Source organism: Streptomyces misionensis (genome assembly GCF_900104815.1).
GTDB classification, from domain to species: Bacteria; Actinomycetota; Actinomycetes; order Streptomycetales; family Streptomycetaceae; genus Streptomyces; species Streptomyces misionensis.
The window spans coordinates 1815148-1828472 of record NZ_FNTD01000004.1; the positions used below are offsets into that span (position 1 = coordinate 1815148).

The 13325-nt window shown below is 73.2% G+C and carries 14 protein-coding genes; 5 read left to right on the plus strand and 9 right to left on the minus strand.

Translation table 11 applies throughout. The features are described 5' to 3' along the window. The first annotated feature begins 21 nt into the window (after window positions 1-21). The 3 genes from BLW85_RS09765 to BLW85_RS09775 all read left to right on the plus strand — a co-directional run bounded on the left by BLW85_RS09765 (window position 22) and on the right by BLW85_RS09775 (window position 2936). Entirely contained in the window at window positions 22-762 is a 741-nt protein-coding gene (locus tag BLW85_RS09765; protein WP_107409285.1) for an FAD:protein FMN transferase, read from the plus strand. A gap of 83 nt (window positions 763-845) precedes the next feature. Next, window positions 846-1040, plus strand: coding sequence for a hypothetical protein (locus tag BLW85_RS38385; protein WP_070030148.1), 195 nt, complete (start codon window positions 846-848; stop codon window positions 1038-1040). 81 nt (window positions 1041-1121) lie between these two features. Then, window positions 1122-2936 (plus strand): ABC transporter ATP-binding protein, encoded by a 1815-nt coding sequence (locus BLW85_RS09775; RefSeq protein WP_074991845.1) that lies wholly within the window; start codon window positions 1122-1124, stop codon window positions 2934-2936. 4 nt (window positions 2937-2940) lie between these two features. On the opposite strand, the gene BLW85_RS09780 is transcribed toward BLW85_RS09775, so the two are convergent. The 7 genes from BLW85_RS09780 to argC form a co-directional block, all read right to left on the minus strand. After that, window positions 2941-3711 carry a zf-HC2 domain-containing protein gene (locus BLW85_RS09780; protein WP_074991846.1) on the minus strand — a complete coding sequence of 257 codons (771 nt, stop codon included), beginning with the start codon at window positions 3709-3711 and terminating at the stop codon, window positions 2941-2943. Beyond that, on the minus strand, window positions 3701-4288 hold the full coding sequence (locus tag BLW85_RS09785) for an RNA polymerase sigma factor (RefSeq protein WP_070030276.1): 588 nt from the start codon (window positions 4286-4288) through the stop codon (window positions 3701-3703). The genes BLW85_RS09780 and BLW85_RS09785 overlap by 11 nt, the downstream gene beginning before the upstream one ends. A 109-nt stretch (window positions 4289-4397) precedes the next feature. Continuing rightward, window positions 4398-4940 carry an arginine repressor gene (locus BLW85_RS09790; RefSeq protein ID WP_070030153.1) on the minus strand — a complete coding sequence of 181 codons (543 nt, stop codon included), beginning with the start codon at window positions 4938-4940 and terminating at the stop codon, window positions 4398-4400. Window positions 4941-4947: 7 nt separating this feature from the next. Then, entirely contained in the window at window positions 4948-6144 is a 1197-nt protein-coding gene (locus BLW85_RS09795; RefSeq protein WP_071828524.1) for an acetylornithine transaminase, read from the minus strand. Further along, a complete protein-coding gene (gene argB / locus BLW85_RS09800; RefSeq protein WP_070030155.1) occupies window positions 6141-7049 on the minus strand; it encodes an acetylglutamate kinase in 909 nt (302 codons plus the stop codon). The genes BLW85_RS09795 and argB overlap by 4 nt, the downstream gene beginning before the upstream one ends. Then, the gene (gene argJ, locus BLW85_RS09805; protein ID WP_070030157.1) at window positions 7046-8197 is read right to left on the minus strand and encodes a bifunctional glutamate N-acetyltransferase/amino-acid acetyltransferase ArgJ; all 1152 of its coding nucleotides are present in this window, start codon (window positions 8195-8197) and stop codon (window positions 7046-7048) included. Before argJ ends, argB begins: the two co-directional genes overlap by 4 nt. Further along, the gene (gene argC / locus BLW85_RS09810; protein ID WP_074991847.1) at window positions 8194-9222 is read right to left on the minus strand and encodes an N-acetyl-gamma-glutamyl-phosphate reductase; all 1029 of its coding nucleotides are present in this window, start codon (window positions 9220-9222) and stop codon (window positions 8194-8196) included. The genes argJ and argC overlap by 4 nt, the downstream gene beginning before the upstream one ends. Window positions 9223-9492: 270 nt before the next feature. On the opposite strand from argC, the gene BLW85_RS09815 reads away from it, so the two are divergent. Together BLW85_RS09815 and BLW85_RS09820 are read left to right on the plus strand one after the other, a co-directional pair. Further along, a complete protein-coding gene (locus tag BLW85_RS09815) occupies window positions 9493-11214 on the plus strand; it encodes an amidohydrolase (RefSeq protein WP_074991848.1) in 1722 nt (573 codons plus the stop codon). Window positions 11215-11245: 31 nt separating this feature from the next. Next, the gene (locus BLW85_RS09820) at window positions 11246-11977 is read left to right on the plus strand and encodes a helix-turn-helix transcriptional regulator (RefSeq protein ID WP_074991849.1); all 732 of its coding nucleotides are present in this window, start codon (window positions 11246-11248) and stop codon (window positions 11975-11977) included. A 4-nt stretch (window positions 11978-11981) separates the two neighbouring features. Here the strand turns inward: BLW85_RS09820 and BLW85_RS09825 are convergent, their stop codons facing one another. Together BLW85_RS09825 and BLW85_RS09830 are read right to left on the minus strand one after the other, a co-directional pair. Next, window positions 11982-12371 (minus strand): GtrA family protein, encoded by a 390-nt coding sequence (locus tag BLW85_RS09825; protein WP_070030168.1) that lies wholly within the window; start codon window positions 12369-12371, stop codon window positions 11982-11984. Further along, on the minus strand, window positions 12368-13318 hold the full coding sequence (locus BLW85_RS09830; RefSeq protein ID WP_070030170.1) for a glycosyltransferase family 2 protein: 951 nt from the start codon (window positions 13316-13318) through the stop codon (window positions 12368-12370). The genes BLW85_RS09825 and BLW85_RS09830 overlap by 4 nt, the downstream gene beginning before the upstream one ends. Window positions 13319-13325 lie beyond the last annotated feature (7 nt).

A 13325-nucleotide genomic window follows, 5' to 3' on the forward strand; every position in this document is an offset into this window, starting at 1 on the left:
GTGCGGCACGCGGAGGAGGTCATGGGGACCGTCTTCTCCTTCGACGTGCGCGGCGGTGAGCCGAGCGCGGTGCGGGCGGCGCTCGGCGCGGCGGTGGCGGGGCTCCACCGGGCGGACGCGGTGTTCAGCACGTACCGCGCGGACAGCGAGGTGTCCCGGCTGGCGCGGGGCGAGCTGACCGTGGCGGAGTGTGCGCCCGAGGTGGCCGAGGTACTGGCACTGGCGGCGGAGGCGGAACGGGTGAGCGAGGGATGGTTCGCCACCCGCCACCGGGGCGTGCCGGATCCCACCGGGATCGTCAAGGGCTGGGCGGCCGAGCGGGCCGCGCGGCTGCTGGCCCGGGTGCCGGGAGTGCGCGGGGTCGGCGTCAACGGCGGCGGCGACGTCCAGCTGCTGGGCGAGCCGGAGCCGGGGCGGCCCTGGCGGGTGGGCGTGGCCGATCCGCTGCGGGCCGGGGGGCTCGCCGCGGTGGTGTCGTCGGCGGGGGCGGCCGAGCTGTCCGTCGCCACGTCGGGCACCGCCGAGCGGGGCGCGCACATCGTGGACCCGCGCACGGGCCGGCCCGCGGACACCGACCTGGTGTCGGCGACCGTGGTGGCACCCCGGCTGACCTGGGCGGACTGCTGGGCCACGGCCGCGTTCGCACGGGGCTCGCGCGCGGGCCTCGCCTGGCTGGAGTCGCTGCCCGGGGTGGAGGCGCTGCTGCTCACGGCGCAGGACGAGGTGCTCCGCACCGGGGGCCTTGACCGGTATGTGGGTTGAAAGGGAAATTTCTTCCCGGAGAAGCCATCCCTCTCGCGCCCTGCGACGTATCCCGTGTGAAGCGAATTCTCCGGGAGGAACCCATGGCAATCTTCAGCAGCCTGCTGCCGCTGCGTGACCACGGCGGCCACGGCGGGCACGGCGGCGACCACGACGACCGCGGCGGAGACCGCGGGCGCGGGCGCGACCGCGACCGTGACCGTGACCGGGACCGGCACGACGACTTCGACCGTCACGACCACGGCGACCGGCACGACGACCGCTTCGGACGCTACTGACCGACCACCTCCGCACAGGACGGGCGGGCCGGGGGACGAAGACCCCGATCCGCCCGTCCGCACTCCGAGGAAACGCATCCCATGGCGCGTGTGCTGCGGCGTCTGCTGTCGGTGGGCGAGACCTCCGACACGGTCGTGGCGGCCGCGCCCGCGGTCCCCCCGCGCGAGGTGTTCCGGCGGTTCTGGCCCTACACCCGGGGCGGCCGCCGCTGGCTCGTGCCCCTCGTGCTGTTCAGCATGGCCGGACCGGCCGTCGACGCCGGGGAGCTGTGGCTGTTCAAGACCGTCGTGGACGAGGTGCTGGTCCCCCGGGACCTGGGACCCTTCCTGTGGATCGCCCCCGCCTACCTGGGGCTGATCGTGTGCTCGGGCGTCCTCGGATTCGCCGACCGGATGACCTCCACCTGGGTCGGCGAACGCTTTCTGCTCTCCTTGCGCTGCGCGGTCTTCCGCCATCTCCAGGGGCTGTCCCTCGGCTTCTTCGAACGCCGCCGGCTCGGCGACGTGCTGTCCCGCGTCACCAACGACGTGGACGCGGTCGAGACGTTCCTGCTGTCGGGCGTGGCCGACGCCCTGTACTACGTGCTCCAACTGGCCGTCTTCCTCGGCCTGTTGTTCTACCTGAGCTGGGACCTCACGCTGCTCGCGCTGGTCATCGTGCCGCTCTTCTGGTCCGCGGCGCGGCACTTCGCGCGGCTGAGCAAGGAGGCGTCCCGGGAGACCAGGCGGCGCGGCGGCTCGCTCAGCGCGATCGCCGAGGAGGTGCTCGGCAACGTGGCGCTGGTGCAGGCGTACAACCGGCAGGGCTGGGAGGCGCACCGCTTCGAGCGGGAAGGCTCGGGCCGGCTGCGGGCGGTGCTCGCCTCGACCCGCATCCGGGCGGTCTACGCCCCGATCGTCGAGGTCATCGAGGTGGCCGGGGTGCTCGCGGTCCTCGGCCTCGGTACCTGGCAGCTGGCCCAGGGGCGGCTCACCCTGGGCGGGCTGCTGGTCTTCCTCGCCCTGATCGGCAAGATGTACGGCCCGGTGCGCGGGATGTCCGGACTCGCCACCACCTTCTACACGGCCGCCGCCTCCGCCGAGCGGATCATCGAGCTGCTGGACCAGCGCCCCCAGGTCACCGAGCGGGCGGACGCCCGCCCGACCGGCCGGGCACACGGCTCGGTGGAGTTCGACGGCGTCTGGTTCCGCTACCCCGGCACCACCCCCTGGGCCCTCGCGGACGTCTCCTTCCGGGTGGCGCCCGGCGAGACGCTGGCGCTGGTCGGGGCGAGCGGCGCCGGCAAGTCCACCGTCGCCCGGCTCCAGCTGCGCTTCTACGACCCCGACCGGGGCGCGGTCCGGCTCGACGGCACCGATCTGCGCGAGCTGCGCCTGGCCGACGTGCGCGAGAGCGTCGCGGTGGTGCTCCAGGAGACCCTGGTCTTCCACGGCACCGTGCGGGAGAACATCGCCTACGGCCGCCCCGGCGCGTCCGAGGCCGAGATCGTGGCGGCGGCGCGCGCGGCGGACGCGCACGAGTTCGTCGAGCGGCTCCCGGACGGGTACGACACGCTCGTCGGCCAGCGCGGGCGCACCCTGTCCGGCGGCCAGTGCCAGCGGCTGGCCATCGCCCGCGCGATGGTCAGGAACGCGCCCGTGCTGCTGCTGGACGAGCCGACCACCGGGCTCGACGCGGGTTCGGGCCGGCGGATCATGGAACCGCTGCGCCGGCTGATGGCCGGGCGGACCACCATCGTCATCTCGCACAACCTGCTCACCGTCCGGGACGCCACCCGGATCGTGGTGCTCGACGCGGGCCGGGTCGTCGAGGACGGCGCGCACGCCGAGCTGCTGGACCTCGACGGCACGTACGCCCGGCTGCACCGGCTGAACACCGGCAGGGTGGCGTCCTGACGGCTCATGTCTCCCGGGACAGCACATGCGCGGTCTGCAGCCGGGCGTGCGCGAGGACGGTGCCGTCGGCCGAGATCAGCCGGGCGCCGGAGACGGAGTCCGGGTCGACGGGCGCCGTGGCCCCCCAGTAGCCGTGCCCGTCGCGCACGGTGAAGTCGCCGACGTGCACGGTCGTGCCGTCCGAGCGCTCCAGCACACAGGAGACCCGGCCGGTGTACGCGCCGCCGTGCCCGGCGAGTTCGACGGTCATGAAGATCCAGCCGGGGTTGCCGGGACGGGCGTACACCTCGCCGACGGACCGGCCGCGGGCCGAGGCGGAGGTCATGTCGCCGACCAGCATGGGTTCGGACTGCATGGTGTGCGGGGGCGTGGCGGTGACCTGCTCGACCGCGGTGCCGATGCCCCAGCCGGCGAACCCGGCGACCAGCGCGAGGCCGGCTCCGGCCGCCGCGAGCCGCACCCGGGTCCGGCGCGCCCGCTCGCGCAGCGCCGCGAACGCGACCCCCGCGCCGTGCCCGGAGGCGTGCCGCTGCGCCGTCGCCTGCCGCGCCAGGCTGCGCGCCACCCGGGTCTCGAAGCCGAGGGGCGGCTCCTGGCAGGGCAGCAGGCCGATCAGCCGGTCGCCGACCAGGGTCAGCTGGCGGACGAACTCCCGGCAGTCCGCGCACCCGTCCAGGTGGGCGAGGGCCTCGGCGCGCTCCCGGCCGGGCAGCACGCCCAGCGCCAGCTCGGCCCCGAGCTCGCGCAGCTTCTCGCAGTTCGCGTCACTGGACATGGTCGCCCCGCTCCGGAGCCGACAGTGTGGTGCGCAGTTTGCCCATCGCCGCCCTGATCCGGGTCTTGGCGGTGCCGAGCGGGATCTGTTCCGCGTCGGCGACCTGCTGGGCCGTCATCCCGTAGACACCCGCCATCATCAGGGCCCGCGCCTGTTCCCGGGGCAGCCGGCCCACGGCGGCCCGCAGCCGGGCGGAGGCCTCGTCGGCCAGCACCCATCGCTCGGGGGTCTCGGTGACCGTGCCGAGAAGGGCGTCGAGGTCCTCGGGTGCCACCGGCTCCGTGCGCCGGGCGCGTACGGCGTCGATGGCGAGGTTGTGCGCGATGGTGGTCAGCCAGGTGGTGACCGAACCACGGCGCGAATCGTAGATCTGCGCGTGCCGCCACGCGCGTTCGAACGTCTGCTGGGCGACGTCCTCGGCGAGCTGCTGGTCCCCGGTGACCGCCATGGCCACGCCGAAGACCCGGTGCTGGAAACGCCGCACGAAGACGATCGCCAGCTCCTGGTCTCCGGTGGCCAGCCCGGACAGCAGCGCCTCGTCCGGGAGGCGCCCCAAGGGGAACCGCAAACCCGACACACCCTTGTATACGGCCGACGGCCGCCGGGGGATTGCCCGCCCCCCGGTCCGGCCGTCGCGGAGGATCACATGCCCATTCTCCGCCGGGGGGCCGCGCCGCGCATGCCGGTCAGTGCCCGTTCTGGGCGAGCTTGAGCAGGTGGTCCGCCAGGGCCTGGCCGCCGGTGGGGTTCCGGCTGATCAGCAGCAGGGTGTCGTCGCCCGCGATGGTGCCGAGGATGTCGTGCAGCTCGGCCTGGTCGATGGCCGAGGCGAGGAACTGGGCGGCCCCGGGCGGGGTGCGCAGCACGACCAGGTTGGCCGAGGCCTCGGCGGAGATCAGCAGCTCCTGGGACAGGCGCCGCATCCGCTCCTCCTTGGCGGATTCGCCCAGCGGGGCGCGCGGGGTGCGGAAGCCGCCCTCGCTGGGCACCGCGTAGATGAGGTCGCCGTCGTTGTTGCGGATCTTGACCGCGTTCAGTTCGTCGAGGTCCCGGGAGAGCGTCGCCTGGGTGACGCTGAGCCCGTCGTCGGAGAGCAGCTTGGCCAGCTGGCTCTGCGACCGCACCGGCTCCCGGTTGAGGATGTCCACGATCCGGCGGTGGCGTGCGGTGCGCGTCTGCGGCACGGCGGGCCCGGCACCTGTCTGCTCGCGGTCCTGCGCCTGGCTCATCGTCGTCTCATTCTCCGGATCGTCCGTCCCCGCCTGCGTCGAGGATGCCGGGCAGCGCCTGGAGCAAGGCACCCGCCTCGTCGTCGCGCAGGTTCAGCGGGGGCATGAGCCGCACGACGTCGGGGGCGGGGGCGTTCACCAGGAACCCGGCCTCCTGGGCCGCCTGCTGCACCTGTGGCGCGCGCGGCCCGGTGAGCACGATACCCAGGAGCAGGCCCGCGCCCCGGACATGGTCGACCAGCGGGTGGTCCAGGGCCTCGATCCCGGTGCGCAGCCGCTCGCCCTGCCGCTTGACGTTCTCCAGCAGTTCCTCGCCCTCGATGGTGTCGAGGACGGCGAGCCCGGCGGCGCAGGCGACCGGGTTGCCACCGAAGGTGGTGCCGTGCTGGCCGGGGCGCAGCAGGTCGGCGGCGCGGCCGAACGCGACGGTGGCGCCGAGCGGCAGGCCGCCGCCGAGCTGCTTGGCGAGGGTGACCACGTCCGGCAGCACGCCCTCGTGGGCCTGGTAGGCGAACCAGGTGCCGGTGCGGCCGATGCCGGTCTGCACCTCGTCCAGGACCAGCAGGGCGCCGGTGGCGGCGGTGATGGCGCGGGCCGCCTTGAGGTAGCCGGGCGGCGGTACGACGACGCCGTTCTCGCCCTGGACCGGCTCGATGATCACCAGGGCCGTCTCCTCGGTGACGGCGGCGGCCAGCGCCTGGGCGTCGCCGTAGGGGACGTGGGTGACGTCGCCGGGCAGCGGGCGGAACGGGTCCTGCTTGGCGGGCTGCCCGGTGAGCGCGAGGGCGCCCATCGTACGGCCGTGGAAACCGCCCTCGGTGGCGACGACGTGCGTCCGCCCGGTGAGCCGGCCGATCTTGAAGGCGGCCTCGTTGGCCTCGGCGCCGGAGTTGCAGAAGAAGACCCGGCCGTCGCGGCCGAAGAGCTGGAGCAGCCGCTCGGCGAGGGCGACGGTCGGCTCGGCCAGGAAGAGGTTGGAGACGTGGCCGAGGGAGCCGATCTGCCGGGTGACCGCCTCGACGATCGCCGGGTGGGCGTGGCCGAGGGCGTTGGTGGCGATGCCGCCGACGAAGTCGGTGTACGCGCGGCCCTCGGCGTCCCACACGGTGGCGCCCGCGCCGCGCACAAGGGGCAGGCGCGGGGTGCCGTAGTTGTTCATGAGCGCGCTCTGCCAGCGCTGGGTCAGTTCCTGGTTGCCCGTCACGGCGTGTCCTTTTCGGGCTCGTCGGGCACGACCATGGTGCCGATGCCCTCGTCGGTGAAGATCTCCAGCAGGATGGAGTGCTGGACCCGGCCGTCGATGACGCGGGCGGTGTGCACGCCGTTGCGGACGGCGTACAGGCAGCCCTGCATCTTGGGCACCATGCCGGAGCTCAACTCCGGGAGCAGCTTCTCCAGTTGGCTTGCGGTGAGGCGGCTGATCACCTCGTCGGAGTGCGGCCAGTCCTCGTAGAGGCCCTCGACGTCGGTGAGGACCATGAGGGTTTCGGCGTCCAGTGCCGCAGCGAGTGCCGCAGCCGCCGTATCAGCATTGACGTTGTAGACATGACCGTCGTCCTGACTGCGGGCGATGGAGGAGACGACCGGGATGCGGCCGTCGGCGAGCAGGGCCTCGATGGCGCCGGTGTCGATCGCGGTGATCTCGCCGACCCGGCCGATGTCGACGAACTCGCCGTCGATCTGCGGGAGATGCTTGACGGCGGTGATGGTGTGGGCGTCCTCGCCGGTGAGGCCGACGGCGAGCGGGCCGTGCTGGTTGAGCAGACCGACCAGCTCGCGCTGCACCTGTCCGGCGAGCACCATCCGTACGACGTCCATGGCCTCCTCGGTGGTGACCCGCAGGCCGGCCTTGAACTCGCTGACGATGCCGTGCCGGTCGAGGGCGGCGCTGATCTGGGGGCCGCCGCCGTGCACCACGACCGGCTTGAGTCCGGCGTGCCGCAGGAAGACGACGTCCTGGGCGAAGGCGGCCTTCAGTTCCTCGTCCACCATGGCGTTGCCGCCGAACTTGATGACGACGACCTTGCCGTGGTGCCGGGTCAGCCAGGGCAGCGCCTCGATGAGGATCTTGGCCTTGGGCAGTGCCGTGTGCTTGCGCGTCGCGGTCATGAGGAGTAGGCGCTGTTCTCGTGGACGTAGTCGGCGGTCAGGTCGTTGGTCCAGATCGTCGCGGTCTCGGTGCCGGCGGCCAGGTCGGCGACGATGTGCACCTCGCGGTAGCGCATGTCGACCAGGTCGCGGTCCTCGCCGACCGAGCCGTTCTTGCACACCCAGACGCCGTTGATGGCGACGTTCAGCCGGTCCGGCTCGAAGACGGCGCCGGTGGTGCCGATCGCGGACAGGACGCGGCCCCAGTTGGGGTCCTCGCCGTGGATGGCGCACTTGAGGAGGTTGTTGCGGGCGATGGAGCGGCCCACCTCGACGGCGTCCGCCTCGCTCGCCGCGTTGACCACCTCGACCTTGATGTCCTTGCTGGCGCCCTCGGCGTCGCCGATGAGCTGGCGGCCGAGGTCGGCGCAGACCTGCCGCACGGCGTCCGCGAAGGCGTCGTAGTCGGGGGTGGCGCCCGAGGCGCCGGAGGACAGCAGCAGCACGGTGTCGTTGGTGGACATGCAGCCGTCGGAGTCGACGCGGTCGAAGGTGACCCGGGTGGCGGCGCGCAGGGCCTTGTCCAGGGTGGCGTCGTCCACGTCGGCGTCGGTGGTGATCACGACCAGCATGGTGGCGAGGCCCGGGGCGAGCATGCCCGCGCCCTTGGCCATCCCGCCGACCGTCCAGTCTCCTCCGGAGACGACCGACGTCTTGTGCACGGTGTCGGTGGTCTTGATGGCGATGGCGGCCTTCTCGCCGCCGTGCTCGGACAGCTGGGCGGCGGCGGTCTCGATGCCCGGGAGCACCTTGTCCATGGGCAGCAGGGTGCCGATCAGGCCGGTGGAGCAGACGGCGACCTCGATGGCGCCGCGGCCCAGCACCTCGCCCGCCTTCTCGGCGGTGGCGTGGGTGTCCTGGAAGCCCTTGGGGCCGGTACAGGCGTTGGCGCCACCGGAGTTGAGGACCACGGCGGAGACCTGGCCGCTCTTGATGACCTGCTCCGACCACAGCACCGGCGCGGCCTTGACGCGGTTGGCGGTGAAGACGGCCGCGGCGGCACGGCGGGGCCCGTCGTTGACCACGAGGGCCAGGTCGGGGTTGCCGTTCTGCTTGATCCCGGCGGCGATGCCCGCCGCCCGGAATCCCTTGGCTGCCGTGACGCTCACGGTGCGACTCCGATCGTGGAAAGCCCGGTGGTCTCGTCGAGACCCAGGGCGAGGTTCATGCTCTGGACGGCACCGCCCGCGGTGCCCTTGGTCAGGTTGTCGATGGCGCTGATCGCGATGATGCGGCCCGCGGCCTCGTCGTGGGCGACCTGCACCTGAACGGCGTTGGAACCGTGCACGGCGCCCGTCGAGGGCCACTGGCCCGGGGGCAGCAGGTGCACGAAGGGCTCGTCGGCGTAGGCCTTCTCGTAGGCGGCGCGCACCGACTCCGCGGTCGCCCCGGGCGCGGCCTTGGCGCTGCACGTGGCGAGGATGCCCCGGGGCATCGGGGCGAGGGTCGGGGTGAAGGAGACGGTGATCCGCTCCCCCGCGACCGCGCTGAGGTTCTGGATCATCTCGGGGGTGTGCCGGTGGCCGCCGCCGACGCCGTACGGCGACATGGAGCCCATGACCTCGCTGCCCAGCAGGTGCGGCTTGGGTGCCTTGCCCGCGCCGGAGGTGCCGGAGGCGGCGACGATCACGGCCTCGGGCTCGGCGAGCCGCGCCGCGTAGGCGGGGTAGAGGGCGAGGGTCGCCGCGGTGGGGTAGCAGCCGGGCACGGCGATGCGCTTGGAGCCGGTGAGCGCGGCGCGGGCGCCGGGCAGCTCGGGGAGGCCGTAGGGCCAGGTGCCGGCGTGCGGGGAGCCGTAGAACTTCTCCCAGTCGCCCGCGTCCCGGAGCCGGAAGTCGGCGCCCATGTCGATCACGAGCACATCCGGGCCGAGCTGCTCGGCGACGGCGGCGGACTGCCCGTGCGGCAGCGCGAGGAACACCACGTCGTGCCCGGCGAGCGCGTCGGCCGTGGTCTCGCCCAGCACCCGGTCGGCCAACGGCCACAGGTGGGGCTGGAGCCCGCCGAGCCGCTGTCCCGCGTTGGAGTTCCCGGTCAGCGCCCCGACCTCGACCTCGGGGTGCGCGAGCAGCAGCCGCAGAACCTCGCCACCCGCGTACCCGCTCGCCCCGGCAACCGCCGCACGTACCGCCATGTCCGTCCTCCTCTGGATGGCATGACTATACGCAGCAATGCACGTTTATGCAATGGTCATGCGGTGGCCCCGCCGCCGGCCGCCGCTTCCCCGTTCTCGCTTGCCCCGATTCCGACCGGGCGGCCCGCCACGGCACGCCCCGAAGGCACGGCGCCCCCGGGCACCGGGTATCGGTGAGATGACCGATGTGCGGCGGGCCGGCGCGTCGGCATAGTCCTCGGGAGATCGTTTCGGGCGGCCGTGGGGCGCCCGTGTACGGAAGGACCTTCTGTGGACAGGTATGCGGATCTGGTGTTCGTCGGTGGCCGGGTGGTCACGGTCGACGCGGAGTTCTCCGTGGCCGAGGCGCTGGCGGTGAGCGACGGGCTGATCAGCGCCGTCGGCGACCGGGAGGAGGTCGCCGCGCTGATCGGGCCCCGCACCCGCGTCGTGGAGTTGCGCGGGGCGACGCTGCTGCCCGGGATCAACGACTCGCACCTGCACGGCTGCGCCTTCGGCATGGCGACGCCCCCGGTCTCGGTGGACGTCGGGCACCCGGCGGTGTCCTCGCTCGCGGACGTGGCCGCGGCGGTGCGGGAGGCCGTGCGGCGGACCCCGGACGGGCAGTGGATCACGGGGCACGGGTGGGACACCGGGTATCTGGCGGAGTGCCTGGCCGATCCGGCGCGGCTGCCCTCGCGGCGGGACATCGACGCCGCGAGCCCGGACCACCCGGTCGTCCTGTACTCCTTCTCCGGGCACGCCACCTGGGTCAACTCCCGGGCGCTGGAGCTGATCGGGATCGACCGGCACACCGTCGCGCCGCCCGGCGGGGCCATCGTCACGGACGCGGCCGGGGAACCCACCGGGCTGCTGCACGAGGGCGCCCAGGACCTGGTGCAGCGGGCGCTGCCGCCGCTGAGCCGGCAGGAGCGCACGCAGGCGGTCCGGTCGGCCCTCGCCGCCCTCGCCCGGCTCGGCGTGACCAGCTACACCGAGCCCGGGCTCGGACCCGGCGGCGAGGGCATCATGCGGGGCGCCCTCGGCACGCAGACGCTGGAGGTCTACCGGCGGCTGCTGGCCGACGGCGAACTGACCGCCCGCGTCGGTGTGCTGCTGCTGCCCACCGGGATGGCGAGCACCGCCGAGGAGTTCGCCCGCGCCGTCGACGGGCTCGGCGGACCAGGCGGAATCGCCGAGCCGGGCGGCGCCGATCCGCGCCGCCTCGCGATCCTCGGGGTGAAGGTCTTCGCCGACGGCATCGTCCCCAACAAGACGGCCTGGATGCACGAGCCGTACAACGGCGGCGGCTGCGGCTCCCTGTGCGTGGGCGGCGCGGACGACGCCGAGCGGGCCGCCGGGATCGACGCCATGATCCGGCACGCGCACGCCGCCGGGCACCAGATCGGCGTCCACGTCACCGGCGACCGCGCCATCGACACCGTGGCGGACGCCTTCGCCGCCGCCCTCGCCGCCCACCCGCGCCCAGACGCCCGCCACTACGTCATCCACGGCGACTTCCTCACCCCGCACAGCATGAAGGTGCTGGCCGCGCACGGCCTCGGCGTCAACATGAACCCCACCATCAAGTGGACCGTCGCCGACATGGAGGAGGAGTTCGTCGGCGCAGACCGGGCCGCCTACGCGTGGCCGTACCGCGACGCCCTCGACGCCGGGGTGCGGGTCGCGAGCGGCTCCGACGCCCCGGTCACCCACCCGGACTGGCGCCAGGGCGTCTCCACCATGATGCTGCGCGAGTCCAAGGCCGCCGGCCGGGTCAGCGGCCCCGGGCAGCGCATCACCCTGGCCGAGGCGCTGCGCACCTACACGATCGACGCGGCCTGGCAGGACTTCGCCGACGACTGGAAGGGCTCCCTGGAGCCGGGCAAGGTCGCCGACCTCTGCGTGCTCGACGGGGACCTGCTCGCCGCCGACCCCCACGACATCCCCGGCATGCCCGTCGTCCTCACCGTGCTGGACGGGCGGATCGTGCACGACGCCCGGCGCGTTTGACCCGTTCCGGGCACGTGATCATGCTGAGGGGATGGCAGCACGACGGAGCACGGCGGACATCCTGGACGCGGCCGTCCGGGTCCGCGCGGCCGCCCGCGGCGCCTCGGACGGCGCGCGCGGCGCGGACGCGGTCCTGGCGGCGCTGTCCGAGGTCGTGGAGTACGACCACGCCTCGCTGACCCGCTGGGACCCGGTGCGCCGGCGCCACACCACCCTCGCCGGCACCTATCCGGCCGGCGCCACCGCGTACATCGAGACCCGGCTCCACCACGACCCGGTGTTCCAGGTGCTGCGCGGGCCGGGCGGCGGCGGTCTCTGGCTCCCGGACGTCCCCCGGCACCTCCTCGACGCGTCCCCGGGCTTCCGCGACGTGCTGCGCCCCCTCGGCATCCGCGACGGTGTCGCCCAGTGCCTGTTCGCCGCCGACGGCCGCTACGTCGGCATGCTCAACGTCAGCACCCGGCGCCCGCGCGGCGCGCCCGATCCGGCCCGGGCCGCGGTCACCCTGCTCACCGAGTCGCTGGCGGCGGCCGTCGACCCGGGCGCGGGGGCCGGGCGGCCCGGCGGTCTCTCGCCCCGGGAACTCCAGGTGCTGGCCGAACTCACGGCCGGACGCACCAACCGGGAGATAGCCGAACGGCTGTACGTCACGCCCCGCACGGTGGGCACGCACATCGAGCACATCCTGGCCAAGCTCGGCCTGCCCAACCGGGCGGCCGCCGCGGCCCGGGCGGCGGCCTGGGGCATCGAAGCGCCCCGCTGACCGGTCAGCCGTCGGCCGTACGGAACTTCGCCCCCGGCAGCATGATCCACCGCGACACCACGAAGGTCACCGGGATCGCCGCCGCTGAGGCCAGCAGCGGGGCGAACCGGCTGCCCGCGTGCAGGACGTCCACGATCACGTACACGCCCACCGTGGTGATGACGAAATTGGCGGCGTTCGTCAGCGGGAACAGCAGGAATTTCCGCCAGGTCGGGCGAATGCGATAGGTGAAGCGCGCGTTGAGGAAAAAGGAGCCGACCATGCTCAGCGCGAATGCCAGGACGTGCGCGGCGAGATAGGGCAGCCAGTTGAGGAAGAGCAGGTAAAGGCCGTAGTAGACGGCCGTGTTGAGCACGCCGACCACGGCGAAGGTGACGATCTGCCGAGCTATCAAGGGATGAGGTCTTTCGTCCGTTCCACGTTGGTCGCCTTCACCAGGAAGTGCGGGCGGCCCTTCACCTCGTAGTAGATGCGTCCGGTGTACTCCCCGATCACTCCCAGCATGACCATCTGCACCCCGGCGAGGGCGGTGACGGCGGTGATGATGGTCACATAGCCGGGCGTCTGCACCCCGTGCACCAGCGCGGCGCCCACGATCCACGCCGTGTAGAGGCCGGCGCACAGCAGCAGGCCCATGCCGAGCCAGAGGGCGGCGCGCAGCGGCCGGTTGTTGAAGGAGAGCACGCCGTCCAGGCCGTAGTTGAGCAGTCCGCGCAGGTTCCAGGAGCTGCGTCCCGCCTCGCGCGTGGCGTTCTCGTACTCGAAGGTGGTGCTGGGGAAGCCCACCCAGGCGAACAGGCCCTTGGAGAAGCGGTTGTACTCGGTCAGGGCCAGCACCGCGTCCACCACCCGGCGCGACAGCAGCCGGAAGTCCCCTACGCCGTCGCGGAGTTCGACGTCGATCAGCCGGTTGACGAGGCGGTAGTACAGGCGCGCGGTCAGGGTGCGGGTGAAGCGGTCGCCGGTGCGGGTGCGGCGGGCGATGACCTGGTCGTGGCCCTGTTCGCGCAGCCGTACCATGCGTGCGATCAGCTCCGGCGGGTGCTGGAGGTCGGCGTCCATGACGACGACCGAGTCCCCGGAGGCGTGCCGCAGCCCGGCGAGCAGGGCCGCCTCCTTGCCGAAGTTGCGGCTGAAGGAGACGTAGCGCACGCGCGCGTCGCGGGCGGCGAGCCGTTCGAGGAGGGCGAGGGTGCGGTCGCGGCTGCCGTCGTCCACGTACACGAACTCCATGTCGTGGCCGAGCGGCAGGAGTTCGTCGGCGACCCGCTGCACCGCTTCGTGGAAGCGGTCCAGGACGTCTTCCTCGTTGTAGCAGGGCGCGACGATCGATATCAGCATGGTGGTT